Source organism: Mangrovimonas spongiae, from assembly GCF_003944795.1.
In the GTDB taxonomy this organism is placed as follows: domain Bacteria; phylum Bacteroidota; class Bacteroidia; order Flavobacteriales; family Flavobacteriaceae; genus Mangrovimonas; species Mangrovimonas spongiae.
Window position 1 is genome coordinate 156,314 of record NZ_RWBG01000005.1, and the last position, 25,247, is coordinate 181,560.

Sequence of the window (25,247 nt, forward strand, 5' to 3'; positions counted from 1 at the left end):
ACATATTAAAACAGTGCGGTTTGCCCTTCATCATCTGAGTTATTATCATCAGAGTTACTCGTATTGTTAGTTGAAGAATTTGTTTTTTTCTTCTCAGAAACTTCTTCTTCATCTACAACATCTATGTCATCTGCAGGTGTATCTTCTGGTGCTTCATAAGGTAATGGATCTAACAAATTAATCTGGTTCACCTTTTCTTTAGTTAACTGATTTCCAATAGCATTAATCCCTTTTACCGAAATAAACTCTTCAAGGTTAATTTCTTGATTTGGTTTACGGTCTTTTCCGCGTTCTTTAGTAAATTCTATTTCAGCAATAGGCTTCCAATCGGTAGAAACAATTTCTAGTTGTGTGTCTGGATGTTCGGGTAAAAAGTCCTCTTCTCTACCTTCGTTTTCAATTAAAAAACGTTTCACATAATACAACTCTCGTTCACCGTTGTAATATACTACCGAAATAGGTTTTTTAGGTAACCATTTTTCCATTACAATCATATCGTCGTCAAAATGAGTAGTTATTTCTGGAACAATGGTTTTAACAATACCAGACTGTGTAATAATTAAAATCCGATCTTCACCTCTAAATTCGCCTACCAATTCGCCACGTCCATCAACATTTAAACGTTGTACCGTATCATCAAACCAGATTTTTCTTGGTTTTAATGTTGAGACGCCTTTTTCTTTTAGTTCTATGCGCTTTACAGCGTATTTAGAGACTATATTTCCTTTGGAATTACGTCCTTTAATTAACACATCGGCAAAATCTAGATCCCATTTTAACTTTTTAATGCTGCCTACTTGGCGTAGTAATACTGTAACAACTTCTGCTTCTCCATTAGGATTAGCTGAAAAATAATGGACTTTCGAGCCTTTTTTACCGTTGGTTAAATCGTATTCACGATCTCTAGTAACAGATGTTACCGCAAAGCGCTTAACATAAGTTGTGCCACCTTTTCCATCTAAATAAATCATATTGTAGATGGTTCGTTTGTCTTTTTTCTTAAAAACAGCAACATGTATAATATCTTTACCGATAAAGGTTTTGGTGTCTACTTTGGTAACCATCATTTTACCTTCAGCAGTAAAAACAATAATATCATCTATATCGGCGCAATCGCATACATACTCGTCTTTACGTAACGATGTCCCGATAAAACCTTCCTTTCTATTTACGTATAGTTTAGTATTTCTAATAACCACTTTTGAAGCCACAATGTCTTCAAAAACCTTAATTTCAGTCTTACGCTCTTTGCCCTCGCCATAGTCTTTCTTTAAACGCTTAAAATAAGCTATAGCATAATCGATAAGATGCTCTAAATGATGTTTTACTTGTGCTATTTGGTCTTCAAGAGCTTCTATTTTTTGTTGTGCTTTATCGATATCGAATTTTGAAATACGCTTGATACGTATTTCAGTTAAACGCGTAATATCTTCAGTAGTTACTTTACGTTTTAAATGTTTAATATGAGGTTTTAAGCCTTTATCTATAGCCGATATAACACCGTCCCAGGTTTCTTCTTCTTCAATATCGCGATAAATTCTATTCTCAATAAAAATACGCTCTAAGGACGCAAAATGCCATTGTTCTTCAAACTCGTTAAGCTTAATTTCTAATTCACTTTTTAACAGCTGAACTGTGTTATCTGTTGAGCGACGTAAAATTTCGGAAACGCCAATAAATATTGGTGTATTGTCTTCAATAATACAGCATAACGGCGAAATGGAGTTTTCGCAATTGGTAAAGGCATAAAGCGCATCGATGGTTTTGTCTGGTGAAATCCCAGAGTGTAAATGCACTAAAATCTCTACTTCGGCAGCTGTATTGTCCTCAATTTTTTTGATTTTGATTTTTCCTTTATCATTCGCTTTTAAAATAGAATCAATTAAGGATGTTGTTGTAGTTCCATAAGGAATTTCAGAAATCTTAAGTACATTCTTATCATGATGTGCAATTTTTGCTCTTACACGTACTTTTCCGCCACGGTTACCATCGTTGTAATTGGTGAAATCGGCTTCTCCTCCTGTTGGAAAATCTGGTAAAATTTTAAAGCGTTTACCTTGTAAATGTTTTATAGAAGCATCGATAAGCTCAATAAAATTATGAGGCAATATACGCGTTGATAATCCAACAGCGATTCCTTCTGCACCTTGAGCTAGAAGCAATGGGAACATTACAGGTAGATTAATAGGCTCTTTTCGTCTACCATCATAAGAAGCTTGCCATTCTGTAATTTTTGGGTTGTATACAACATCTAAAGCAAATTTAGATAAACGTGCTTCAATATAACGAGAAGCTGCGGCGCTATCGCCTGTAAGAATATTTCCCCAGTTACCTTGTGTGTCTATTAACAAGTCTTTTTGACCGATTTGTACCATGGCATCGGCTATACTGGCATCTCCATGCGGGTGATACTGCATGGTATGTCCAACAATATTGGCTACTTTATTGTAGCGCCCATCGTCTAACTCCTGCATAGCGTGCATAATACGGCGTTGTACGGGTTTAAAACCATCTTCAATAGCAGGCACGGCGCGTTCAAGTATTACATAAGAAGCGTAATCTAAGAACCAATCCTTGTACATGCCTGTAACTTTAGTAATGGTACCTTGATCCTCGTTTTGTTCGTTCAAATCGTCTAACTCTTCGCTCATTGACTCGTTTTATGTTTTTTATTATGCTTAATCATTTTACTTAATGATTGCTTGATATATTTTCGTTTCTTTTTTGATACTAGTGTCACATTAAAAACGTCTTTTTTGATATGGTTTTTTGAGTTTTTAATGTAAAGCACTAAGGTTTTATAAATAATATAATTATGACATTTAAAGGCTGATAATCTGTCTTTTTCAAATTCTATGGTTTTTTCGCGATAATTAAAATAGTCTGATAATAATAAACCTTTGTTTGTTATTACAACTTTTAGTCCATCGCTATCATATTCGAAATATTTTGAAATAAAATGAACTAAAAACAATAAAACAGCAAATCCACCAAAAATGATAGCAAACGTTACAACTGGATCTTTAGTGACATCGCGAAAGGCGTTAAATACGGTTGCCAAAAGTATGGCCAAAACTACCAGCATAAAATATACCGAGATAATAACATTTTTTACTTTTCCGTTATTGGTTCTCATATTTTATTCCTCAACAATATCTAACTCTACTTTTAGGTTATCAATAATAAATTCTTGCCTATTAGGAGTGTTTTTTCCCATATAGAAACTTAGTAATTCCTCGATAGACTTGTCTTTATCTAACATGATAGGATCCAAACGGATGTCTTCTCCAATAAAAAACTGAAATTCATCTGGTGAAATTTCACCAAGCCCTTTAAATCGGGTGATTTCTGGTTTTGGTTTTAGCTCTTTTATGGCGTTTCTTCGTTCTTCTTCGGAATAACAATAAATTGTTTTCTTTTTGTTTCTTACACGAAATAATGGTGTTTGTAAGATGTATAAATGCCCTTCTTTTATTAATTCTGGAAAAAACTGAAGGAAGAACGTAATTAACAACAAACGTATGTGCATACCATCCACATCGGCATCGGTAGCTATTACAATGTTATTGTAACGCAAATCTTCCATAGACTCTTCTATGTTTAATGCAGCTTGTAGTAAGTTGAATTCTTCATTTTCATAAACAATTTTTTTGCTCATTCCATAGGAATTCAATGGTTTACCACGTAAACTAAAAACGGCTTGGGTATTAACATCGCGTGATTTAGTGATGCTACCAGATGCTGAGTCTCCCTCGGTAATAAATAAGGTGGTTTCTAAACGTCTATCGTTTTTTAAATCGCCTAAATGCACACGGCAATCGCGTAGTTTTTTATTATGAAGACTTGCCTTTTTAGCACGCTCTTTAGCAAGTTTTCTAATACCAGAAAGTTCTTTACGTTCTCGTTCTGCTTGTAAAATTTTACGTTGAAGTTTTTCGGCTGTTTCTGGGTTTTTATGTAAAAAGTTGTCTAAATGTGTTTTTACAAAATCGTTAACATAAGTACGCACAGTTGGCAAATCACCTCCCATATCTGTCGATCCTAATTTAGTTTTGGTTTGACTTTCAAAAACCGGCTCCATAACTTTAATAGAAATGGCAGACACCACAGATTTTCTTACATCGGAGGCATCGTAATTTTTTCCGTAAAACTCACGAATGGTTCTTACTAAAGCCTCTCTAAAGGCTGATAAATGTGTGCCGCCTTGTGTGGTGTTTTGACCATTAACAAAAGAATGGTATTCTTCGCTATATTGTGTTTTATGGTGCGTAAGCGCAATTTCTATATCGTCGCCGCGCAGGTGAATAATCGGGTAAATTTTATCAGCGTCGTTAATATTTTCTTCTAATAAATCTTTTAACCCGTTTTCGCTATAATATTTTTCGCCGTTAAAAACTATGGTTAGCCCTGGATTAAGGTACACATAGTTTTTAAGCATTTTTGCTACATATTCATGACGGTATTTGTAATTTTTAAAAATAGACTCATCTGGCACGAAAGAAACTTTGGTCCCTTTTCGTCTTGAGGTTTCATCTAAAAACTCTTCATTTTTTAGTTCACCAAGCTCAAACTCTGCTGATGCCGATTTGCCATCGCGTGTAGATTCTACTCTAAAATGTGTTGATAATGCGTTAACAGCCTTGGTACCAACACCATTTAACCCAACCGATTTTTTAAAGGCTCTTGAATCGTATTTTCCACCCGTATTCATTTTAGAAACCACATCGACCACTTTTCCTAAAGGAATACCACGACCATAATCGCGAACAATAACTTTATTGCCTTGGATGGAAATTTCGATAGTTTTTCCAGCTCCCATAACAAATTCGTCTATGGAGTTATCTAAGACTTCTTTTAGTAGAATATAAATACCATCGTCTTGGGAAGAACCATCGCCTAATTTCCCGATGTACATTCCAGGACGCATACGGATGTGTTCTTTCCAATCGAGTGAGCGTATATTATCTTCGGTATATTGGGTTTGATCTGCCATAAAATTTATATGCGTGAACGTTAGCGATAGACTGCTAATATAAGATATAGTGATATAAAATGAAACTTAGATTTTATAAAGTAATTAACAATAAAAAAGCCAACATTGTTGAGAACGTTGGCTTTAAGAGTCTTATGCTTTATGGGTTTTATTATCTAATTAACTTTTTATATTTAATTCGTTTAGGCATGAGGTCTCCTCCTAATCGTTTCTTTTTATTTTCTTCGTAATCGCTAAAGCTGCCTTCAAAGAAATACACTTGGCTATCGCCTTCAAAAGCTAAGATATGTGTGCAAATACGATCTAAGAACCAACGGTCGTGAGAGATGACCACGGCGCAACCTGCAAAGTTTTCTAACCCTTCTTCTAAAGCACGAAGTGTATTAACATCTAAATCGTTGGTAGGCTCATCTAAAAGTAACACGTTACCTTCCTCTTTCAGAGTCATAGCTAAATGTAAACGGTTACGCTCTCCTCCTGATAATAAGGATACTTTTTTATTTTGCTCGCTACCAGAGAAGTTAAACCTACTTAGATAAGCTCTAGAATTTACTTGGCGTCCGCCCATCATAACCAATTCTTGCTCGTCGCTAAAGTTTTGCCAAATGGTTTTTTCGGGATCTATATTTGAGTGGCTTTGATCGACATAAGCAATTTTAGCCGTTTCGCCTACTTCAAACTCACCTTTATCTGGGGATTCTTCTCCCATAATCATTCTAAAAATGGTTGTTTTTCCTGCACCATTAGGCCCGATAACCCCTACTATTCCTGCTTGCGGAAGTTTAAAGTTCAAATCCTCATAAAGTAGTTTATCGCCATAGGCTTTACTTACCCCTTTGGCTTCGATAACATTAGTTCCTAAACGAGGCCCATTGGGGATATATATTTCAAGCTTCTCGTCAAGTTGTTTTTGGTCTTGACTCATTAACTTATCGTAGTTATTTAGACGAGCTTTTTGTTTTGCTTGACGTCCTTTGGGTGCCATTTTCACCCATTCTAACTCGCGCTCAAGTGTTTTTTGACGTTTTGAAGCAGCTTTTTGTTCTTGCGCCATACGTTTAGACTTTTGGTCTAGCCAAGACGAGTAGTTTCCTTTCCAAGGAATGCCTTCGCCTCTATCTAACTCTAAAATCCAACCAGCAACATTATCTAGAAAGTAACGGTCGTGTGTAACGGCTATAACAGTACCTTTGTATTGTGCTAAATGATGTTCTAACCAATGGACTGATTCGGCATCTAAATGGTTGGTAGGCTCATCTAAAAGTAAAATATCAGGCTCTTGCAACAATAAACGACAAAGTGCTACACGACGACGCTCACCTCCAGATAGGACACCAATTTTTTTATCGCCTTCTGGTGTACGAAGCGCATCCATAGCTATTTCTAATTTGGTATCCAATTCCCAAGCATTAGAAGCATCGATTTTATCTTGAAGTTCGGCTTGACGATTCATAAGCTTTTCCATTTTATCAGGATCACTATACACTTCCTCTAAACCAAACATATCGTTTATTTTATTGTACTCATCAAGGATAGCAACAGTTTCTGCAGCGCCTTCTTTTACAACTTCTAAGACTGTTTTTTCATCGTCTAATTGAGGTTCTTGTTCTAAATACCCTACGGAATATCCAGGTGAAAAAACCACATCGCCTTGATAGTTTTTATCAACTCCTGCAATAATTTTTAACAAAGTAGATTTACCCGAACCATTTAAACCTAGAATACCAATTTTAGCGCCATAAAAGAAGCTTAAATAAATGTTTTTTAGAACTGGTGTGTTAGCATTTTGAAATGTCTTGGTTACACCAGACATTGAGAAAATTACTTTTTTATCGTCACTCATAAATACGTTTTAGTTTTAAGTTTTTAAAATAATGTAGAATTAAACACGCCCTTTTAAAGCGTTAAATACCCAAGCAATAGCAAAGAACCCTATACCTACAGCAGCAAAGCCCCAACCCGCAACATCGTCATATCTGAAAGCACCCAATGCTATTAAACTTAATCCTACTATTATCATAATCCATGTTGCCCAAGCTAACACAGTGTTTTTATTCATTGCCATTAATTTACTATTTTGTTTAAGAATACAAATATCGACATTTTTATACAATACTTAATATAAGTCATGCATTCAATTTAATTAAGACAAAAATATCTTATTTGAAAAATAATCTTTAAATTTGTAATAATATTAATGTAAATATGTTTTCAAAAGCTTGTGAATATGGTATTAAAGCAGCTATTTATATTGCTGCAAACTCTAACGAAGGAAAGCGCGTTAGTTTAAAAGGTATTGCAAAACATATTGACTCGCCAGAAGCTTTTACCGCAAAAATTCTCCAAATACTTGCCCGAGAAAATATAGTTACTTCTGTAAGAGGTATTAATGGTGGATTTGAAATTGAATCTCATAAATTAGAAACTATTTTTTTATCTGATATTGTTAAAGCTATAGATGGCGATAATATTTATAAAGGTTGCGGGATTGGTTTAAAAGATTGTAACGAGCTTCACCCTTGCCCTATTCATGACGACTTTAAAAAAGTTAGAAATAGTTTAAGAAAGCTGTTAGAGACAACACACTTAAAGCAATTGGCTTTAAACGTGCATTCTGGCACCTCTTTTTTACGTGTTTAAAAAAATTTAAATTTAAACAGGATAAATTTATCCGAAATAAAACAAGTATATGAAAACCTTACAAAAAGACATTACAAAACAAATAGGAAGTTATGTTGCGAACGACTACAGAACAGCTGCCGTATTTTCTAAATACGGTATCGATTTTTGCTGTAAAGGCCACAGGAGCTTACAGGAAGTTTGTGAGAAGAAAAGCATAGACTCCAATGTATTACTAGATGAATTAAACACTATTATGACATCAAAATCAGGCGAAATCATAGATTACAAATCTTGGCCCTTAGATTTACTTGTTGATTATATTGAGAAAAAACATCATCGTTACGTTGCCGAAAAAATTCCAGTATTAAAACAGTTTTTAGACAAACTCTGTAAAGTACACGGAAGTCGTCATCCAGAATTATTTGAAATCAACGAATTATTTACAGCATCGGCAAGTGAATTAGCCGCACATATGAAAAAAGAAGAACTCATCCTCTTTCCTTTTATTAAACAAATGGTTAGTGCAACTATTTCTGGGCAACCTGTTAAAATACCAGTTTTTGGAACCGTAGAAAATCCTATCGCTACTATGATGAAAGAACACAATAACGAAGGGGAACGCTTTAGAAAAATTGCTAGTATCACTAATAATTATACCCCACCAGCTGATGCTTGTAATACGTATCGTGTTACGTTTGCTATGCTTAAAGAATTTGAGCAAGATTTACATTTACATATTCATTTAGAGAATAATATTTTGTTTCCTAAAGCCACTAAATTAGAAGGCCGTTTTTCTTGATAAAAAAACAGCCTTTTTGCAATATTATAATGTTATCATAGGAACCTCAATAAACAACAATTCTGAATTGTTCTTTGCTTGAATGGTAAATTCTTTAGTATCAGAAACACCTAAAGCGTCTCTTGTTTCTAAGATATGACCTTCAATATTAATGTTACCAGAAATAGTCATAACATAAACACCGTGGTTGTTGCTTTTTGGATTATACGTAAATGTTTCGTTCTCGTCTAAATCAATACGCGATAACCTAGTATCTTGATAGATTTTTAAACTACCATCATCAGCATCATTAAACGAGCTTACTAGTGTTTGTAGTTTACCTTTTCTATCTTCAGGTTTAAATTCCTTTTGATCGTAACGTGGTGATACGCCTTGTTTTTCAGGTATAATCCAAATTTGGAACAAACTCAAGTATTCATCAACCGAGCCATTAATTTCAGAATGTTGCACTCCAGTTCCTGCACTCATTACTTGCACTTCGCCTGGTAAAACTTGTTGCCAATCGTTATGCATATTATCGCGATGTTTTAATACACCTTTAAGTGGAATGGTGATGATTTCCATATTATCATGTGGATGCGTTCCAAAACCCATTTTTGGTGCAATAGTATCATCATTTAATACACGTAATGCACCAAAATGAATACGCTCTGGATTAAACCATCCTGCAAAACTAAACGAATGATTAGCTTGTAACCAACCGTGGTTTGCAAATCCTCTGGTGTCTGCTTTATGTACTATAGTTTTCATTTTTAATCCTTTCTAGGTTTCCCTTTTTTATCTTAATTTATCTAATAAATCGCTTAGTTGCGATGCCTCTTTTTGTGTAATATTTTTTAACCAATCGTCGTTGAAGTCTTCCGAAATATCTTTTAAAAGTTGTTGTCCAGAAATTGTTATGGCAACCTGAACCACTCTCCTATCTGTTTTGGATGGGATACGTTCTATCAAATTTTTGGCGCACAATTTATCGGTTAATCGTGTGGCATTAGGTGCGCGTTCAATCATTCTAGATTTTACCGTTTGCATTGTTAATGGTTTGTCTGCACCACGTAATATGCGTAAAATATTATACTGCTGTGGTGATAGCCCAAATTGTGCAAAAAACGTGTTCTGCTTAGCCGAAATCCAATTTGCGGTATACAAAATATTAATTAGTGCTTTAGAACGATTATCTTTAAAAGACGAGTTAATATCTTTTGAAATATCTCCCATAATAGTTACGCTTTAACATCATTATAATCGGCTGCTTTCTTTTTAAAAACAGCAGCAGCAAAGGGACAAAGTGGTGTGATTTTCAAATTATTTTTTCTGGCAAATTGTACTGCTTCTTCAACCAATTTATACCCAACACCTTGACCTTTTAAACTAGAATCGACTTCTGTATGGTCGATAATTATTTTTGATGCCCCAGCATATACATAGGTCATTCCTGCAATACGCTGGTTGTCTTTTTTAATATAAAAAGCACCTTTTTTATCGCCGTTATCGTTTAGAATTTCCATAGTTATAGTGCGTTTTTTAATTTACCTACTTCGACTAATAATTGATTATTTAGTTCTTTGTTGTTTATCATGCCATTACTAAAATTATCTTTAAATTTTGGTAATGAAAACACACCAACAATATTAGCATCATGTCTTGGAAAACGATCTTTTGCAATGGCTAATACCGATTTCCCTCCTCTTGCTCCTGGTGATGTTGCAATAAGTAACATAGGTTTTCCAAAGAAAGTCTTTGATTCTATTCTAGACATCCAGTCAAACATATTTTTAAATACTGCTGAATACGCGCCATTGTGCTCTGCCAATGAAATTATTAGACCATCAGCTTCTTTAAGCTTGTTTAATAATTTATGTGCATTTTCTGGTTGCCCATTCATGCTTGCTTCCAGGTCAACACTAAATAATGGCACATCAAAATCGTTTAAGTCTAATACTTCTGTTTTTGTATTTTCTACCAAACTAGAAGTATATGTAACTAACTGTTTGTTTATTGACGTTTTACTGTTACTTCCTGCAAAGGCTATTATATGTTTCATGTTATTTATTTTCCTAGGCAAATATATGACAAAAACATTTATTTTCCAAGGAAACTATTTCCTAGTAACCATTTTTAACATAGCTTTTACATTATAACGTTTTCGTAGCAAGGTTAAGTTTTGTATTTTTAGCCTTGAATTAACAACTTGCGTTAGGGATTGCAGCGGCATCCTCCTTTTGGGAGATATAGCGAAAAGCCCGACCACGTAAAACGTGGTAACGCCCAAAACAAACACACTTAAATTAATGGATTTAAACTTCAACAAAAACGAAGACCACAATAAATTATTGGTTTCTGAACTTAAGAAACGTCTTGCAAAAGTAAAACTTGGCGGAGGACAGAAACGTATTGAAAAACACCACGCAAAAGGCAAAATGACTGCCAGAGAGCGAATTGATTATTTATTAGACAATAAAGCCAATAGTATTGAAATTGGAGCTTTTGCAGGTGATGATATGTATGAAGAACACGGTGGTTGTCCTTCAGGTGGTGTGGTTGTAAAGATTGGCTATATTAAAGGAAAGCAATGTATTGTAGTTGCTAACGATGCAACTGTTAAGGCTGGTGCTTGGTTTCCTATTACAGGGAAAAAAAACTTACGTGCTCAAGAATTGGCCATTGAAAACAAGTTACCTATTATTTATTTGGTGGATTCTGCTGGTGTGTATTTACCTATGCAAGATGAAATTTTTCCAGATAAGGAGCACTTTGGGCGTATTTTTAGAAACAATGCTGTGATGAGTAGTATGGGCATTACGCAGATTGCTGCTGTTATGGGAAGTTGTGTTGCTGGTGGTGCTTACTTACCTATTATGAGTGATGAAGCACTTATTGTTGATAAAACAGGGAGTATTTTTTTAGCAGGAAGTTATTTAGTGAAAGCCGCCATTGGTGAAAGTATTGATAACGAAACTTTAGGGGGTGCTACAACACACTCAGAAATTAGTGGTGTTACCGATTATAAAGCTAAAGACGATAAAGATGCTTTAGATAAAATAAAAAACATTGTTGACAAGATTGGTGATTTTGACAAAGCAGGTTTTAATAGAACTAAAGCTGTAAAGCCAAAAGAAAATCAAGATGATATTTATGGTATTTTACCAAAGAGTCGCGCCGATCAATACGATATGTACGAGATTATAAAACGCCTTGTAGATAACAGCGAATTTGAAGAATACAAAGCAGGCTACGGACAAACCATTATTACGTGTTATGCTAGAATAGATGGTTGGGCGGTTGGCATTGTGGCTAATCAGCGTCATATTGTAAAAACCAAAGGCGCTAAAACCAAACCTGCCGAAATGCAATTTGGTGGTGTAATTTATAACGATTCGGCTGATAAAGCCACGCGATTTATTGCTAATTGTAACCAAAAGAAGATTCCGTTGGTATTTTTACAAGATGTTACTGGTTTTATGGTGGGTAGCAAAAGTGAACATTCTGGTATTATAAAAGACGGTGCTAAAATGGTAAACGCCGTGAGTAATAGTGTGGTGCCTAAGTTTACTGTCGTTATTGGTAACAGCTATGGTGCTGGAAATTACGCGATGTGTGGTAAAGCTTACGATCCACGATTGATTTTTGCCTGGCCAAGTGCCGAACTTGCTGTAATGAGTGGAAAAAGTGCCGCTAAAGTATTACTTCAAATTGAAAAAGCTTCATTAGAGAAGCAAGGTGAAAAAATCACGAAAGAAAAAGAAGACGAACTTTACAATAAGATAAAGGCACGTTACGATAATCAAGTATCACCTTATTATGCTGCTGCACGATTATGGACAGACGCTGTTATTGACCCACTTGAAACCAGAACGTGGTTAAGTATGGGTATTGAGGCTGCTAACCACGCTCCTATTGAAAAACAATTTAATATGGGTGTGCTGCAAGTGTAGTGAATAATTCATTAATTTTTCGTATCTTAATGACTAGTAATCAATACATTATTAGTTATGGAAACAATAAAAACCTTAAATAAGTGGGCTAATGCGCATACATATTACCCATTGGACCTTGTTAGAATAGCTTTAGGTGTGTTTTTATTTATAAAGGGCATCAATTTTATGGCTAATAGTCAAGTGCTAGTCGATTTAATTACTCCTATTCAAAATTGGGCCGGTGGTATGTTGGCTATTCATTATGTGGCTCCAGCACATCTTATTGGTGGTGCTCTAATTGCTTTTGGTTTATTAACACGGTGGGCAATAGCAGCTCAATTGCCTATTTTAATAGGAGCTGTTTTAATTAATTTCATGGGAGAAATGGATACTGTTAATCTAATTATAGCAAGTATTACATTATTAGCTTGTGTATTTTTTCTTTTCTATGGCTCAGGTAAGCATTCATGCGATTATTACTTTAAAATGCAACAGTAATTAATTGAATGGTAGACTTAGTTTATTAATTTTAAAGTTTGCTCTCGCTGAACTTTACCTGAATTTGTTTCAATAAACTTATCCACAAAGAAAATCTCTTTGGGTTGTTGAAGTTTATCTAATTGTTTAAAGGTAGATTTTGGTAATGATTTTTCATTTCCTTCAATGATTAAGACTAATTTTTCTCCTAAATGGTCATCGGGAAGTGAAGCTATAAAAAACCGTTCTGATATATGCTGTTGTAGTTTCGCTTCAATTGGCTCGGGGATAAGTTTTATGCCTCCAGAATTAATCACATTATCAAAGCGTCCTAACCACTCGAAAGTTTTATTACTGTGTAACTTTACAATATCGTTAGTAATAATCTCTTTTTTAGTAAGTTTTGGCGCATTAATTATTAAACATTCTCTATCGTCTTGTTTAATAGATATATTAGGTAAAAGTTTATAGAATGCTTTCTTTCTAGTGTGATTTAACTTTTTTAAAGCGATATGACTCACAGTTTCTGTCATGCCATAAGTTGCGTAAACATGCGTGTTTAAGGGTTTTATTTTTTCTTCTAACTGACGTGAAACGGCAGCGCCACCAACTATTAATGTTTTAATATTTGTTAATTTATTCAAGTTTTTTTCAACTTGCATGGGTATCATGGCACAAAAATCAAATTCTTTTTTAGGATTAATATTAAGGACTATCTTAGGATTTATTAACGTTAAGTCTAACCCTAAAACCATAGCTCTTACTAACATCATTTTACCCGCTATATAATTAGAAGGCAAGCACAATAATGCCGATTTCCCTGCCGATAAGTTAAAAAAACGTCCCGTTGCTATAGCCGAATTTACCATAGCTTGCTTATCCATTTTAATAAGCTTTGGTTTGCCTGTGGAACCTGATGTTTTTAAGTTGATAAATGCATTGTGATCAAGCCATTCTAATAAAAAATGGCCTATTTGTTTTTCAAAATCCTCTCCTTCTTTAATGTAGCTATAAGACACTTCTTTTAAGGCTTCTGCAGAAAAATGAATGCCATTTAATTTAAAGCTTGGATGCATGTGTTTAAATATTTCCAAAAGTTATGGTATTGTTACAGTGTCATTGTTTTCCATAGGAGCTTCTACTCTACCAAACAGCTTGTCTTTCCAATTGGTCCATTTATACTTTTTAGCAAAAATGAAAAGTAAAATAGGAAACAAAACAAAAACAGGCATAAATACATCTATAAACCCAGCTGCTGTGGGCTGCGAGGTGTCTTTTAACACCGAATAGGTTTGAAACGCTGTCCAATCGGCTGTTACTAATAAAGCCGTAAATAAGTTGTTGGCCGCATGAAAACCTAAAGCAAGCTCTAAGCCATCGTCCATTAAAGTCATAATGCCTAAAAACAATCCTGTTCCTATATAATATATCATAATAATATAGCCTAGTTGCTTCACTTCGGGGTTGGCTATGTGTAATAAACCAAATACCAAGGAGGTTGTAAGTAATGGCACCCATTTAGTTTTGGTCAATACTCCTAACCCTTGCATTAAATACCCTCTAAATAAATACTCTTCGAAGCTTGTTTGCAACGGAATCATGATAATAGCAATGACACATAAAATAAGAAAAGGCACTAACTGAAAGTTAATCTCGTAATTACCTGGTGATAAATAGAAATAATCTATAAGCGTTATTCCAGTAGATAAAACACCCCAAAATATAAATGCAAACCAAAAACGTTTCCAATCTATTTTAGATCGTGCAGTAGTAAGTTTTGTTATCGTTTGTTTATGAAGCATTTTAGCTGCAAAAAACACGCCCACCAAACCAGCAGCAAAAGATAACAGCATTAAAAAGAGGTTTAAATTAGGCTCTAAAACCGACATCATTTCGGCCTCATTCATTTCAAACAAATTACTGCCATTATCCATCGCTTTATAAATGGCTACTGCTGTAAAAGGAATTTGTCCAATAATTACGGCTGCCACGACAATTAAAAAACCTACTAAATACCGCCACCAATCGTGCAATACATTAAACGCTTGTGTTATATACATATTTTTACTTGTTAGTTGTAAGTGAAAAGTCCCAATTAATGTTGTTATTATAATGTAATGTACCCTTTGTTACCAATAATGGACTATCAAAATTATTGGTAAATAAGCTTCCTGTTCCTAAACCTTGAGGCATAGGGTTTTGTAATGTGTAAGTCCACTGCGCTATAGCATTTAGGCCTATATTACTTTCTAATGCACTTGTTATCCACCAACCTACATCTTGTTTGTTTGACAAATTAATCCATTCTTGACTGCCTTGCCAACCACCAACAAAACTTGGTTTTAAAATGATGTATTGTGGTTGTATGGTTTGTAGTAGTTTTTGTTTTTCTGTTACAGAAAACACGCCAATTAATTCTTCATCTAAAGCAATGGGCAAAGGTGTGTCTTCACAAAGACGTGCCATTTCTTCTGGTTGTCCTTGTTTAATGGGTTGTTCTATAGAATGTAAATTCAGCTCACTTAAGTACTTTAGTTTTTCTAAAGCTTGATTATATTTAAAGGCTCCATTGGCATCGACACGTAACTCAATATCATCTTTAGAAAACTCTTTTCGTATCGATTTAAGTAAATTGTATTCTGTTTGAAAATCGATAGCGCCTATTTTCATTTTAATACAAGAAAACCCTGAATTGATTTTATCTTGAATTTGTTGTTTCATAAAGGATTTGTCTCCCATCCAAATTAATCCGTTTATAGGGATGGAAGCATTTCCATTTGTAAATTCAGAAGGAAATAACTCAAAAGGCGTTTCGCTTTCCAACGATTTAAACGCCATTTCCAATCCAAACTGTATGCTTGGAAATTCTATATTTGCTTTATATAGGTCTTCTAAACCTAAATGGATATTATGGCAAGTCCATTTAAGTTGTTGTTCGTAATCTGGCCTGTCATCGGCGCTTAAACCGCGTAAAATACCACATTCACCAATACCTTGTTTGCCATTTTTTTCAAGAATAATAAACCAAGTCTCTTTGGTTCTTAAAACTCCTCTAGAAGTTCCACTAGGGCGCTTAAATTCGAGAAGATATGTTTTGTAAGTTGCTATCATTTATTTAAGAAGGTTAAAAATACATTAAAATTTAAAATTTATGATGCATACTTACTTGTAATTGCCCTTTCCCTTGTGCATTTGTTTTTTGGTTCATCCAACCTAACTGAAATTTAATTTTAGGATTTAAAACATAGCCAATTCCTAAATAAGTACGGTTTCTATCAAAAAACTCAACGGTTCTGTTATCACCAATATCTTGCTGTCCGTTAATGAACAATTCATTGTATAACGCCGCATAAATGGTATTTTTTGCAAACGTTCCTTGCTTGTTAAATGGAATATTCATAAATAGATTATAACGATAGCGTGTTCTAAAATCTTGGTCTTCCACAAAACGCTGTTCATAACGAAAACGGTGGGTTAAATGAATATGTTTTCCTATTTTCTGTGGTAATAAGGCTTCTTGATAAATTCTACTTTCGGTTGATGTATCATTACTTTCACCCAAAACACCAGATGTAATATGTGCATATCCTAAAGTTAGTTTTAAAGTGGTGTTTTTGGGTGTGTAAGTTACGCCAGATCGTAATAGCAATTGCTCTAAATCGCCCATAATATTCCAGTTTCTGTATTGAATATCTCCTTGTACCCCAAATTGACTCTCGTTAAACTGAGTATCGTAAAAATACATATACCACGCACCTAGTTGATTAGAGTTTTGGGCTTTTGTAGTTTGTGTAAATAGCGTGACTGTAATACAAAGAAATAAAACACGGGATATTCTTATCATGGTAAAAAATTATTTTTGATAGTTAAATCTGGACAATAGATTTTTTTGAAAAAAAGCATTATTTTTAAAGACACAAATATCTTACTTAATGCCAGACTTTCCAAACATCATTCATTTTGCTATTCCATTTTTTGTGCTATCAATGGCACTAGAATTGTATGTTACAACACGTGAAAAGTTTAAGGAAACTAAGGGTTACGAAACCAAAGATGCTATTGCCTCAATAGCTATGGGATTAGGCAATGTTTTTCTAGGATTTTTAAGCAAAGTTATTGTATTGTGGGCATTTGTGCTTATTTATGATAACTTCAGGTTATTTACTATTCCTGTAGCTTGGTGGAGTTTTGTATTGTTGTTTTTTGCTGATGACATTTCATATTATTGGTTTCATCGTATCTCGCACGAATGTCGTTTATTTTGGGCATCGCACGTGGTACATCACTCATCTCAACATTATAATTTAAGTACTGCCTTGCGACAAACGTGGTCTGGTGGGTTTTATTCGTTTATTTTTTGGTTGTGGTTACCACTTTTAGGGTTTCATCCTGCTATGATCTTACTACAAATGTCTATTAGTTTATTGTATCAATTTTGGATTCATACAGAAACCATTAATAAAATGCCCAAATGGTTTGAAGCTATTTTTAATACGCCTTCTCATCATCGTGTACATCATGGGAGCAATCCTATATACTTAGACAGAAATCACGCAGGGATATTAATTATTTGGGATAAACTTTTTGGGACATTTCAACCTGAGTTAGAACATGAAAAAGTACAGTATGGCTTGGTAAAAAATATAAATACGTATAATCCTGTAAAAATAGCATTCTTGGAATGGGTTTACATGTTTAAAGATGCTTTTACAGGAAAAAAATCTTTAAAAGATCGTTGGAATTACCTCACAAAACCACCAGGCTGGAAGCATGATGGCACAGGAAAATTAAGTAACGATTTACGCCAAGAATGGTTAGATTATATTAACAATGAAGAATTGAAAACCAACAATTAAGGTTGTTAGGTAGCCACTAAAATTCGTTCAAATGTACTTTCAATTGAATTACCGATTCCTGATTTAATGTTTTTGCCTGTTTAAAAAGACTTTCTAAAACTGAATAATTGTTTTTTTTAACAGCTTCTTCAATAGCAATTAAAATACCTTTTAGCTCGTGAATGCCAACAAAATCTGTTTGAGGTTTTAAGGAATGGGCATTTATTCGCAATTGTTCCCAATCCTTATCTTTAAGATTCTGCTGCATTTGTTCAAAGGTTTGAGGCGCCACATCCAAATACAGTTTGATGTAGCGTTGCATCTTTTTGGTATTGCCTTTCGTGAATTTCTCCAAAAAACTTAAATCTACCATTATACATTGCCTTTTATAAGTTTAAAAATTTCCTCAAAAGCATCCTGTCCTTTTATCACGTAATGCACGGCACCATACATTATGGTTTTTGAAGCTGTTCCGTAGCTTTTTTGACTTGATAGCATAATAACTGGTAAGTTTTTGTTTCTATGCTTTATTTCTTTGAGAATATCTATACCGTTGGCTGCATCCTTCTCTTTGGAGTTTAGATAATAGTCTAATATTACAATATCTGGGTTTTCGTGTAGGTGCTTTAAACAAGATTCACCTGTTGGAAAGGTTCTTAAGTTAAAACCTACATATTGTTCTTTTAAATAATCGGTGAGCATTGTGGTTAATAATGGCTCATCATCTACAATAAAAACGGTGGGATTGGTATTTTGCATAACTATTTATTTTTTGGTGAGTTTATGTATTTTTTGAATCAATTCTGTTGTATCGAATGGTTTGCCTATAAAATCGTCCATACCAGCTTCGTAGCATTTATCAACTTCTTCTTTAAGCACGTTAGCGGTCATTGCAATGATGGGGACGTTTGCTTTTTCGTTTGATAATGCTCTTATTTTTTCAGTCGCTTGGTAACCGTTCATTACAGGCATTTGTACGTCCATAAGAACAACATCATAATTATCTGATTCTACTTTTTCCAACGCAATGGTACCATTTTCAGCAACATCAACAGTTACGTTTTCAATAGCATCTTCCAATTCTTCTTCAGCGACCACGGCATTGAACTGGTTATCTTCAACCAACAACACTTTGATGCCTTTCAGTTGTTCAGAAATATTGTTTTCTGAAGTTTTTAGGGATTTTTTTTCAGTTGACATGTTTTCAGCTACATTATAAGGAATCATAAAATGAAACTGACTGCCTTTACCCTTTTCACTTTCAACCCAGATTTTGCCATTGTGCAATTCTACGAGTTTTTGGGAAATGCTCAATCCCAAACCGGTACCGCCAAACTTTCTTGTGGTATCACTATAGGCTTGCTCAAAGGATTTAAAGATTTTCTCCAATCGGTCTTGTTCTATGCCAATACCTGTGTCTGAAACCGTGAAATGCAGATTTAGTTTACCGTCTTCTGTTTTGGAAGTCATCGTCGTAGTGACCATTCCTTTTTCGGTAAATTTGATGGCGTTTCCAATTAAATTAATAAGTATTTGTTTTAGCCGTATGTCATCTCCCTTTACCATTAATTCATGTTGAGGCAAATTGGTTTTTAACTGTAACCCTTTTTCTTCAGCTTTAAAGTGCATAATGGTCTGTACGTTGTTCACTACTTTTTTAATGGAAAACGGTTCGTGTTCCAGTTCAATTTTACCCGCTTCAATTTTTGAAATATCCAAAATGTCATTGACGATGACCAGCAGTGAATCACTTGACTGTTTGATGCCATCTAAATATTCGGTTTGGTCTTTTCTGGGTTTGCGCCGCAACAAAATATCCGTCATACCTTTAATGGCATTCAAAGGGGTGCGGATTTCGTGACTCATATTGGCCAAAAACTGGTGTTTGGCGCGCTCACTGGCTTGGGCTTTTTCCTTTTCGGCTTCTATGATTTCATTTTTTTGTTTGAGCGCTTTTTCGGTTTTTTTGATATAACGTAAGCGGTAAAAAAGACCTATAGCAAACAATAATGCTCCAATTCCTAAAACAATCAAAAGGTCTTTAGTGGCTTTCTGTTTGTTGAGTTTATTTTGAAAAGTGAGCTCGGTTTCCAGTTTTTGTTGAGCTACTTGTAAGCTATCTGCCAAACGTTCTTGTGCAAATTGGCTTTCGAGTTCCAAACGCGTAGTCTCCTCGCTATTTCGAAGGACAGTAAGTGAATCTTTATAGGTGATATGTTTTTTGTAGTCACTCAATGCTGACCTATATCTACCCAATTGTTCTTCAGCCTGGTACAATATATAATGCAATTCAGCTTTTTTTGAAAGCATCATAAATGCTTTGCTTGTTAAACCTGTTTTTGAAACTTCAATGGCATTACTATATTGCTTTAAACCTAAATAGGCTTTTCCTAATTCGGTATAAAAATGTGCCATATTATTATTTAATTGCTGTGGACCGAAAAAATTTTGTTGCAAGTCTTTCAATTCATTTAAGGCCTCCTGGTGGTTGTTCTTTAAGTTATTTAATCCAGCTCTTTCCACCCTTGCAAGTGCAAAGCAAGGTTCACATTCCTTTACATCCCGCATAATATAAATGGCAGAATCCAAATAGGTTTCAGCTAAAATCTGTTGTTTTTTATTGACATATAAATTGGCAAGTCCCATATAGTTCTGGCCTATATAATTTAGATTGTCCATAGTTCTTGATAGCTTTAAGGCATCTAGAAAATAGTTTTCGGCTTCGGGATAGTTACCTATTTCATTATGAATGTGCCCGGAATTAACCAACGCTAAAAAATATTTATCATCATACAACCCCAGTTCCTTTGACAGTTGAATGATTTTCTGAGCTGCTTTTAAAGCTTCTGGAAACTCATTTTTTTCATAATAGTAATTCTGTAACAATTGGTAATAGACTTCTCTTAAAGATGTTGTTAGCGAGACCTTATCATCTTTATTGTTTTCTATGGGCAATAAAAGTTCATTAATATCTTCAATAGAATAATCAAAACAATTTGCCGTAATCATTTCGGAAATAGCTTTAAAAGCAACCATATAAACCTGCTCTTTTACACTCTTACTATAACTAGCTTTTAATAAGTTGCAGTATTGTTCAGCTTGGTTAGAGTCATCTTTATAGAAATATGCTTTAGCACTTTCCCATAACCCAATATGGTTCTTTATTTTGGGTTTTATCCTGTCTATTATTTCCAATAATTTGCTATCTGGAAACTTGGGGCAATACGAATCTGAGATAATAGGTAAAGCCAATAAAAGGATGAGATAGTCTTCTTGTTTTTCGGCTATTCTCAATCCTTTTTCGTAGTAGGAACAACCTAATTCTTGATTGCTTTCCCTCATAATAAGGCGTCCACCATTGAGTAGATAAAAGAACCCTAAATACTCCTTCGCGTTCAATCGTTTGGCAATTTCAAGTCCTTCTTCGGTGTCAGCCATCCATTTATTAAGCTCTGCCGTAGGCATTTCTTCTGGTGTAGCCAATCGGGTATAAAAGGCTTTGATGCGTTCATAATCATGATTGTTTTTGTTCTTCCATACCGTATATAAAGAATCGGCATTTTTAACTTGACCATATGCTTTGGGTATTTGAATGGTTATTAAACCCAATACGACGATAAGTATTCTTGTAAATGTTGCCATTGGTAAACTTTTATAACTTCAATTTACTCGTCAATATGGTGAATTGATGTGTTTTAGTTATCCGGCAGTTATGTCACTTATCCAACGGTTGTAAATAATTGCTTATCTTTAACTTACACAATGAAAAAACTTAAGGCTTTAATAGTAGAAGACAATACTTTTATGGTTACTGTATTACAGGATATGTTACAGTTGCACACCAAATATGTTTCGGTTTTAGGAGTTGCCAATTCTGGACAAAAAGCGCTTGAAATGATTAAAAACACCCAACCCAATGTGGTGTTTTTGGATGTAGAATTAACCGATATGACAGGTTTTCAATTGTTGAGTCAGCTTGATGAAATACCGTTTAAAACCATTTTTACCACATCACATAGCCATTATGCTATAAAAGCTTTCAGATTTAATGCCTTGGATTACTTGGTAAAACCCATAAAAGAAGATGAATTGACCGAAGCCATAAAACGCTGTTTGAAATCTAGTGCTAATGTAAACGATGTAAAAACAGCTTTAACCAATCTTGAAACCCAAAAAATATCCGACCAAAAACTAATTTTACCCACGCAAACGGGTACCTTGCGGTTTGCCTTAAAGCAGATTAGCCATATTGAAAGTGAACGAAATTACAGTTATATTTACTTAAACAATGGCAACAAAGAACTCTCTTCTAAAAATTTAGCTTATTTTGAAGACATTTTGAAAGACAAAGGTTTTTTTAGAAGTCACCGGTCGTTTTTGGTGAATAAAATTTCTATTTCAGAATTAAATAATGATTGTTTTATTTTAAAAAACAATATAGAAATTCCAGTTTCACGACGGAAAAAAAGTGAGGCAAAAAGTTGGTTGAATTCCAGCAGTAATAAATAATAAATTATGAAATAAATCCATATAAATTCCAACCAAACATCAACTATGACTCTAAACAATAAAGTTATTTGGATAACAGGAGCAAGCAGCGGTATTGGAAAAGGATTGGCTTTAGAGCTATCTAAAAATTACCCATGTAAACTTATTTTATCCTCAAGACGACAAGACGGTTTAGAACATGTAAAAGAGCAATGCAACAAAAACGAAAACATAGCCATTTTGCCTTTTGATTTACAAGACTATAATAACATGAACTTTGTTGTAGAAAAAGCTCTTAATTGCTTTGGCTCTATCGATATTTTAATAAACAACGGAGGTATTAGTCAACGCTCCTTAATTATTGATACTGCTATTGAAGTAGACAAAAAACTTATGGAAATAGATTATCTAGGTACTGTTTCCTTAAGTAAAGCGCTCCTTCCTTACTTTATTAAAAAACAAAACGGTCATTTTGTAACCGTTACCAGTTTAATGGGGAAATTTTCTTCACCTTATCGATCTGGTTATTGTGGTGCGAAACATGCTTTGCATGGTTTTTTTGATGCTCTTCGGTTAGAACATGACAAAGACCATATTAAAGTTACCATGATTTGCCCAGGGTTTGTAAACACCGATATAGCAAAAAATGCTTTAACAGGTAATGGCTCGCAACAAAATACCCAAGATACAGCCACAAAAAACGGATTGACGGTAGAAACATTTTCAAAAAAAATGATAACGGCTATTAAACGTGAAAAATTTGAAGCCTACATTGGAAAAAAAGAAGTTCTTGGTGTATATTTAAAACGGTTTTTTCCTAAACTTTTGCATAAGTTTATTTTAAAAAGTCAAGTTAGATAATACACTAATTCACTTTTTAAGGATTGCATTACAACTATTTGATTGTAAAGTAATACGGTTTAATTTATTCCATATTTCGGTATTAAAATCGCTTGGCGAAAACCTGAACAACACTAGCGTTCTATTTTGTGTTTTACAATAGTGTGAGCTAACCATAACATTCAACAGCATCATACGTTTGGTATGAAATGCATTATAGAGTCGCATTTTTCCTTTGAAAGCATTCTTGTTTTGTTGTATAATTACAATGGTAGATTGTGGCACTTTAAAATCTTTGTTTTTATTAACAACGGTCATCAAACCATCAAAATACAGTTGTAAATCGTGTTCCAATTGTTGTTCTCCAAGAGGCAGCTGTCCATCAATGTTCCATACAAACACATACGACCAATAGTCTGGACTATCTTGATTAGACCAATGCTCTGGGAAATAAGCTTCTTCATAACCTTTATAGTTCATATTGGGTGCAAAATGAATAGGAAACTCAAACCATTCCTTTGTCCATAAACTATCAACAGTCAATAGATTGGTAGTGCTCTGATCTTGTGAGAAACACCAAGAACACATTAAAATAAAACTTATGGTAATTGTTATCAGTTTTTTCATTGGTTATTACTTTAAATATAATTCAACTTCTAGTTCTACAGCATCCGAAATAGCATAATTCTTAACCTTAGCCAAACTTTTGGTATTGTAGGATATACCAAAATCGGTGCGATCTATTTTGAATTTGGTATAAAGTTTAGATTCCTCTGGAAAAAAATCTACATTATAAACTGTAATTGGCTTGGTAATACCCTTTATGGTTAAGTTAGTATCAATTCTTAACCGATTGGTATTAACATATTCAAAAGTCAGAAATTCCAATTGAGATTCTGGAAATTGAGGCACATCAAAAAAATCTTCATTTTTTAAATGACTTATCAAATCTTCGTTATAATCGCCATCGGTGTTTACAATGGTATTCATGGCTACCGTAAAATGTCCGCCCATGATTTTACCATTGTCAAATTCCAGAAAACCTTCTTTAAAATTAACCGTTCCATAGTGTTTACCAAAACTAAATAGCATAGACCCTTGCCAATTAACCACACTTTTCTCGAGATCTATGGGTATTTTCCCATCTAATGTTTTGGTTAGTACTGGCTTTTCTTCATTAGCTACCAAGAGGCTGTTGTTTTCTGGTTTAGTTTCTGTTTTACAGTTAAACATAACTATTGATAATAAACTGAGTACAATGATTTTTTGTTTCATAATTGAATTATTTTTTATTCCACTCAAAACTATCCTGAAAGCATTCAAAAAATGTCAAAAAAATGTAAAAGAAATGTCAAGCCTTGTAAAACCTGATTAAAATGCTGTTATTTACATTGCTTATGAAAATAATCCGTTATTATATTCTTACTTTATGTGTTGCATATGTTCAATTTGCTTGTTCACAAAATGCACAACAACTTAACACCAAAGAAGTTAAGGTAGCGTTGCGTACAGTGGGGCACAAATTATTACTGGCGCAGCAAGATTCTACATCATTGGTTTTACCTGTTAAAAAAATAAATGACACAAACTATAAACTAAAATTTGAAAACCCTCTTTCCATTGCTCCCAATACCTTGGTAAGCATTATTGAGCATACTTTTAAAAAAGCTAAATTGCCACAACATTACATTGTTGAAATAGCACAATGTGCCAATGGCGAAATAGCCTATAGCTACCAAATGAAGCGTGAGAAAGACACAGACATCATTCCTTGTGGCAGTAGGGTTTTACCTAAATCGTGTTATGTACTTTTTGTTAAGTTTAAAAAGGATGAAAAAAGTTATTACTTATGGATTTGGACAATATCATTACTCGTTTTAGGGTTGTTCGCTTTTTTCATCTGGAAACGAAAGCAAATATTGGACAACAATTCAAACAGTAGCCTACAAGTTAGTTTAGGTAGTTTTACCTTTTATCCTGAGCAACATAAATTGGTAAAACAGGCAGAGGAAATCCGTTTGTCAAAAAAAGAGTGCGAAATTCTCGAAATTCTAACCGAGAAGCCCAATGAGGTGATTTCACGTGAAGAACTCTCAAAACGCATTTGGGAAGATAACGGTGTTGTTGTTGGACGAAGTTTAGACACATATATTTCTAAATTAAGGAAAAAACTTAAAGAGGATCCTAAAATACAACTCACCAATGTACATGGCGTTGGTTACAAATTAGTTATAGATTAGTATTTTTTATGTAACAAATGTCATAAATAATTAGATAAA

General features: G+C 34.1%; 26 protein-coding genes. 8 read left to right on the plus strand and 18 right to left on the minus strand.

Annotation, left to right across the window (positions count from 1 at the left end; genetic code table 11):
• Window positions 1-5: 5 nt before the first annotated feature.
• The 5 genes from EJA19_RS11365 to EJA19_RS11385 all read right to left on the minus strand — a co-directional run bounded on the left by EJA19_RS11365 (window position 6) and on the right by EJA19_RS11385 (window position 7,058).
• Window positions 6-2,651 carry a DNA gyrase/topoisomerase IV subunit A gene (locus EJA19_RS11365; RefSeq protein ID WP_125468494.1) on the minus strand — a complete coding sequence of 882 codons (2,646 nt, stop codon included), beginning with the start codon at window positions 2,649-2,651 and terminating at the stop codon, window positions 6-8.
• A complete protein-coding gene (locus EJA19_RS11370; protein ID WP_125468495.1) occupies window positions 2,648-3,136 on the minus strand; it encodes a hypothetical protein in 489 nt (162 codons plus the stop codon). Before EJA19_RS11370 ends, EJA19_RS11365 begins: the two co-directional genes overlap by 4 nt.
• Window positions 3,137-3,139: 3 nt before the next feature.
• Window positions 3,140-4,993 (minus strand): DNA topoisomerase IV subunit B, encoded by a 1,854-nt coding sequence (locus EJA19_RS11375; protein ID WP_125468496.1) that lies wholly within the window; start codon window positions 4,991-4,993, stop codon window positions 3,140-3,142.
• A 151-nt stretch (window positions 4,994-5,144) separates the two neighbouring features.
• Entirely contained in the window at window positions 5,145-6,836 is a 1,692-nt protein-coding gene (ettA, locus tag EJA19_RS11380; protein WP_125468497.1) for an energy-dependent translational throttle protein EttA, read from the minus strand.
• Between the two features lie 39 nt (window positions 6,837-6,875).
• Complete coding sequence (locus tag EJA19_RS11385) at window positions 6,876-7,058, minus strand: CAL67264 family membrane protein (RefSeq protein ID WP_125468498.1); 183 nt, start codon at window positions 7,056-7,058, stop codon at window positions 6,876-6,878.
• A gap of 140 nt (window positions 7,059-7,198) precedes the next feature.
• Between EJA19_RS11385 and EJA19_RS11390 the strand changes: the two genes are divergently transcribed.
• Window positions 7,199-7,633 (plus strand): RrF2 family transcriptional regulator, encoded by a 435-nt coding sequence (locus EJA19_RS11390; protein WP_125468499.1) that lies wholly within the window; start codon window positions 7,199-7,201, stop codon window positions 7,631-7,633.
• Window positions 7,634-7,682: 49 nt separating this feature from the next.
• Window positions 7,683-8,414 carry an iron-sulfur cluster repair di-iron protein gene (gene ric, locus EJA19_RS11395; protein WP_125468500.1) on the plus strand — a complete coding sequence of 244 codons (732 nt, stop codon included), beginning with the start codon at window positions 7,683-7,685 and terminating at the stop codon, window positions 8,412-8,414.
• A gap of 24 nt (window positions 8,415-8,438) precedes the next feature.
• Here the strand turns inward: ric and EJA19_RS11400 are convergent, their stop codons facing one another.
• From EJA19_RS11400 to EJA19_RS11415, 4 genes are read right to left on the minus strand one after another with little or no spacing between them, the layout of a single operon-like run.
• Window positions 8,439-9,164, minus strand: coding sequence for a pirin family protein (locus tag EJA19_RS11400; protein ID WP_125468501.1), 726 nt, complete (start codon window positions 9,162-9,164; stop codon window positions 8,439-8,441).
• Window positions 9,165-9,191: 27 nt separating this feature from the next.
• Window positions 9,192-9,629 carry a MarR family winged helix-turn-helix transcriptional regulator gene (locus EJA19_RS11405; protein ID WP_125468502.1) on the minus strand — a complete coding sequence of 146 codons (438 nt, stop codon included), beginning with the start codon at window positions 9,627-9,629 and terminating at the stop codon, window positions 9,192-9,194.
• A 5-nt stretch (window positions 9,630-9,634) separates the two neighbouring features.
• Complete coding sequence (locus EJA19_RS11410) at window positions 9,635-9,919, minus strand: GNAT family N-acetyltransferase (RefSeq protein ID WP_125468503.1); 285 nt, start codon at window positions 9,917-9,919, stop codon at window positions 9,635-9,637.
• A gap of 2 nt (window positions 9,920-9,921) precedes the next feature.
• Window positions 9,922-10,455: an NADPH-dependent FMN reductase gene (locus EJA19_RS11415; RefSeq protein ID WP_125468504.1), complete on the minus strand. Its 534-nt coding sequence runs from the start codon at window positions 10,453-10,455 to the stop codon at window positions 9,922-9,924.
• A 247-nt stretch (window positions 10,456-10,702) separates the two neighbouring features.
• Here EJA19_RS11415 and EJA19_RS11420 point away from each other — a divergent pair, with 247 nt between their 5' ends.
• Together EJA19_RS11420 and EJA19_RS11425 are read left to right on the plus strand one after the other, a co-directional pair.
• Window positions 10,703-12,346, plus strand: a complete 1,644-nt coding sequence (locus tag EJA19_RS11420; protein ID WP_125468505.1) for an acyl-CoA carboxylase subunit beta — start codon at window positions 10,703-10,705, stop codon at window positions 12,344-12,346.
• A gap of 57 nt (window positions 12,347-12,403) precedes the next feature.
• Window positions 12,404-12,826 (plus strand): DoxX family protein, encoded by a 423-nt coding sequence (locus EJA19_RS11425; protein WP_125468506.1) that lies wholly within the window; start codon window positions 12,404-12,406, stop codon window positions 12,824-12,826.
• Window positions 12,827-12,843: 17 nt separating this feature from the next.
• On the opposite strand, the gene EJA19_RS11430 is transcribed toward EJA19_RS11425, so the two are convergent.
• The 4 genes from EJA19_RS11430 to EJA19_RS11445 are packed head-to-tail and all read right to left on the minus strand — an operon-like array spanning window position 12,844 to window position 16,649.
• The gene (locus EJA19_RS11430) at window positions 12,844-13,881 is read right to left on the minus strand and encodes an AMP-binding protein (protein ID WP_125468612.1); all 1,038 of its coding nucleotides are present in this window, start codon (window positions 13,879-13,881) and stop codon (window positions 12,844-12,846) included.
• A 21-nt stretch (window positions 13,882-13,902) separates the two neighbouring features.
• On the minus strand, window positions 13,903-14,865 hold the full coding sequence (locus tag EJA19_RS11435; RefSeq protein ID WP_125468507.1) for a CPBP family intramembrane glutamic endopeptidase: 963 nt from the start codon (window positions 14,863-14,865) through the stop codon (window positions 13,903-13,905).
• Window positions 14,866-14,869: 4 nt separating this feature from the next.
• Window positions 14,870-15,916 (minus strand): o-succinylbenzoate synthase, encoded by a 1,047-nt coding sequence (locus EJA19_RS11440; protein ID WP_125468508.1) that lies wholly within the window; start codon window positions 15,914-15,916, stop codon window positions 14,870-14,872.
• Between the two features lie 31 nt (window positions 15,917-15,947).
• Entirely contained in the window at window positions 15,948-16,649 is a 702-nt protein-coding gene (locus tag EJA19_RS11445; RefSeq protein ID WP_125468509.1) for a DUF2490 domain-containing protein, read from the minus strand.
• Window positions 16,650-16,737: 88 nt separating this feature from the next.
• Here EJA19_RS11445 and EJA19_RS11450 point away from each other — a divergent pair, with 88 nt between their 5' ends.
• Complete coding sequence (locus EJA19_RS11450) at window positions 16,738-17,661, plus strand: sterol desaturase family protein (RefSeq protein WP_125468510.1); 924 nt, start codon at window positions 16,738-16,740, stop codon at window positions 17,659-17,661.
• A 16-nt stretch (window positions 17,662-17,677) separates the two neighbouring features.
• Here the strand turns inward: EJA19_RS11450 and EJA19_RS11455 are convergent, their stop codons facing one another.
• The 3 genes from EJA19_RS11455 to EJA19_RS11465 are packed head-to-tail and all read right to left on the minus strand — an operon-like array spanning window position 17,678 to window position 21,282.
• Window positions 17,678-18,013 (minus strand): Hpt domain-containing protein, encoded by a 336-nt coding sequence (locus EJA19_RS11455; protein ID WP_125468511.1) that lies wholly within the window; start codon window positions 18,011-18,013, stop codon window positions 17,678-17,680.
• The gene (locus EJA19_RS11460) at window positions 18,013-18,399 is read right to left on the minus strand and encodes a response regulator (protein WP_125468512.1); all 387 of its coding nucleotides are present in this window, start codon (window positions 18,397-18,399) and stop codon (window positions 18,013-18,015) included. The genes EJA19_RS11455 and EJA19_RS11460 overlap by 1 nt, the downstream gene beginning before the upstream one ends.
• Before the next feature lie 6 nt (window positions 18,400-18,405).
• Window positions 18,406-21,282 (minus strand): tetratricopeptide repeat-containing hybrid sensor histidine kinase/response regulator, encoded by a 2,877-nt coding sequence (locus EJA19_RS11465; RefSeq protein ID WP_125468513.1) that lies wholly within the window; start codon window positions 21,280-21,282, stop codon window positions 18,406-18,408.
• 120 nt (window positions 21,283-21,402) lie between these two features.
• Between EJA19_RS11465 and EJA19_RS11470 the strand changes: the two genes are divergently transcribed.
• Entirely contained in the window at window positions 21,403-22,149 is a 747-nt protein-coding gene (locus EJA19_RS11470; protein WP_125468514.1) for a LytR/AlgR family response regulator transcription factor, read from the plus strand.
• Window positions 22,150-22,194: 45 nt separating this feature from the next.
• Window positions 22,195-22,989 carry an SDR family oxidoreductase gene (locus tag EJA19_RS11475; protein WP_125468515.1) on the plus strand — a complete coding sequence of 265 codons (795 nt, stop codon included), beginning with the start codon at window positions 22,195-22,197 and terminating at the stop codon, window positions 22,987-22,989.
• Window positions 22,990-22,998: 9 nt separating this feature from the next.
• Here EJA19_RS11475 and EJA19_RS11480 read toward each other — a convergent pair whose 3' ends face one another.
• Together EJA19_RS11480 and EJA19_RS11485 are read right to left on the minus strand one after the other, a co-directional pair.
• Window positions 22,999-23,595 (minus strand): hypothetical protein, encoded by a 597-nt coding sequence (locus tag EJA19_RS11480; protein ID WP_125468516.1) that lies wholly within the window; start codon window positions 23,593-23,595, stop codon window positions 22,999-23,001.
• Between the two features lie 6 nt (window positions 23,596-23,601).
• The gene (locus EJA19_RS11485; protein WP_125468517.1) at window positions 23,602-24,243 is read right to left on the minus strand and encodes a YceI family protein; all 642 of its coding nucleotides are present in this window, start codon (window positions 24,241-24,243) and stop codon (window positions 23,602-23,604) included.
• Between the two features lie 101 nt (window positions 24,244-24,344).
• On the opposite strand from EJA19_RS11485, the gene EJA19_RS11490 reads away from it, so the two are divergent.
• Window positions 24,345-25,208 carry a winged helix-turn-helix domain-containing protein gene (locus EJA19_RS11490; RefSeq protein ID WP_125468518.1) on the plus strand — a complete coding sequence of 288 codons (864 nt, stop codon included), beginning with the start codon at window positions 24,345-24,347 and terminating at the stop codon, window positions 25,206-25,208.
• Window positions 25,209-25,247: the final 39 nt, after the last annotated feature.

What these genes read in the sequence shown, in the direction of transcription:
- EJA19_RS11365 (WP_125468494.1), bottom strand. Translation starts at nt 2,651, where the DNA reads ATGAGCGAAGAGTTAGACGATTTGAACGAACAAAACGAGGATCAAGGT.
- EJA19_RS11370 (WP_125468495.1), bottom strand. Translation starts at nt 3,136, where the DNA reads ATGAGAACCAATAACGGAAAAGTAAAAAATGTTATTATCTCGGTATAT.
- EJA19_RS11375 (WP_125468496.1), bottom strand. Translation starts at nt 4,993, where the DNA reads ATGGCAGATCAAACCCAATATACCGAAGATAATATACGCTCACTCGAT.
- ettA (WP_125468497.1), bottom strand. Translation starts at nt 6,836, where the DNA reads ATGAGTGACGATAAAAAAGTAATTTTCTCAATGTCTGGTGTAACCAAG.
- EJA19_RS11385 (WP_125468498.1), bottom strand. Translation starts at nt 7,058, where the DNA reads ATGGCAATGAATAAAAACACTGTGTTAGCTTGGGCAACATGGATTATG.
- EJA19_RS11390 (WP_125468499.1), top strand. Translation starts at nt 7,199, where the DNA reads ATGTTTTCAAAAGCTTGTGAATATGGTATTAAAGCAGCTATTTATATT.
- ric (WP_125468500.1), top strand. Translation starts at nt 7,683, where the DNA reads ATGAAAACCTTACAAAAAGACATTACAAAACAAATAGGAAGTTATGTT.
- EJA19_RS11400 (WP_125468501.1), bottom strand. Translation starts at nt 9,164, where the DNA reads ATGAAAACTATAGTACATAAAGCAGACACCAGAGGATTTGCAAACCAC.
- EJA19_RS11405 (WP_125468502.1), bottom strand. Translation starts at nt 9,629, where the DNA reads ATGGGAGATATTTCAAAAGATATTAACTCGTCTTTTAAAGATAATCGT.
- EJA19_RS11410 (WP_125468503.1), bottom strand. Translation starts at nt 9,919, where the DNA reads ATGGAAATTCTAAACGATAACGGCGATAAAAAAGGTGCTTTTTATATT.
- EJA19_RS11415 (WP_125468504.1), bottom strand. Translation starts at nt 10,455, where the DNA reads ATGAAACATATAATAGCCTTTGCAGGAAGTAACAGTAAAACGTCAATA.
- EJA19_RS11420 (WP_125468505.1), top strand. Translation starts at nt 10,703, where the DNA reads ATGGATTTAAACTTCAACAAAAACGAAGACCACAATAAATTATTGGTT.
- EJA19_RS11425 (WP_125468506.1), top strand. Translation starts at nt 12,404, where the DNA reads ATGGAAACAATAAAAACCTTAAATAAGTGGGCTAATGCGCATACATAT.
- EJA19_RS11430 (WP_125468612.1), bottom strand. Translation starts at nt 13,881, where the DNA reads ATGCATCCAAGCTTTAAATTAAATGGCATTCATTTTTCTGCAGAAGCC.
- EJA19_RS11435 (WP_125468507.1), bottom strand. Translation starts at nt 14,865, where the DNA reads ATGTATATAACACAAGCGTTTAATGTATTGCACGATTGGTGGCGGTAT.
- EJA19_RS11440 (WP_125468508.1), bottom strand. Translation starts at nt 15,916, where the DNA reads ATGATAGCAACTTACAAAACATATCTTCTCGAATTTAAGCGCCCTAGT.
- EJA19_RS11445 (WP_125468509.1), bottom strand. Translation starts at nt 16,649, where the DNA reads ATGATAAGAATATCCCGTGTTTTATTTCTTTGTATTACAGTCACGCTA.
- EJA19_RS11450 (WP_125468510.1), top strand. Translation starts at nt 16,738, where the DNA reads ATGCCAGACTTTCCAAACATCATTCATTTTGCTATTCCATTTTTTGTG.
- EJA19_RS11455 (WP_125468511.1), bottom strand. Translation starts at nt 18,013, where the DNA reads ATGGTAGATTTAAGTTTTTTGGAGAAATTCACGAAAGGCAATACCAAA.
- EJA19_RS11460 (WP_125468512.1), bottom strand. Translation starts at nt 18,399, where the DNA reads ATGCAAAATACCAATCCCACCGTTTTTATTGTAGATGATGAGCCATTA.
- EJA19_RS11465 (WP_125468513.1), bottom strand. Translation starts at nt 21,282, where the DNA reads ATGGCAACATTTACAAGAATACTTATCGTCGTATTGGGTTTAATAACC.
- EJA19_RS11470 (WP_125468514.1), top strand. Translation starts at nt 21,403, where the DNA reads ATGAAAAAACTTAAGGCTTTAATAGTAGAAGACAATACTTTTATGGTT.
- EJA19_RS11475 (WP_125468515.1), top strand. Translation starts at nt 22,195, where the DNA reads ATGACTCTAAACAATAAAGTTATTTGGATAACAGGAGCAAGCAGCGGT.
- EJA19_RS11480 (WP_125468516.1), bottom strand. Translation starts at nt 23,595, where the DNA reads ATGAAAAAACTGATAACAATTACCATAAGTTTTATTTTAATGTGTTCT.
- EJA19_RS11485 (WP_125468517.1), bottom strand. Translation starts at nt 24,243, where the DNA reads ATGAAACAAAAAATCATTGTACTCAGTTTATTATCAATAGTTATGTTT.
- EJA19_RS11490 (WP_125468518.1), top strand. Translation starts at nt 24,345, where the DNA reads ATGCTGTTATTTACATTGCTTATGAAAATAATCCGTTATTATATTCTT.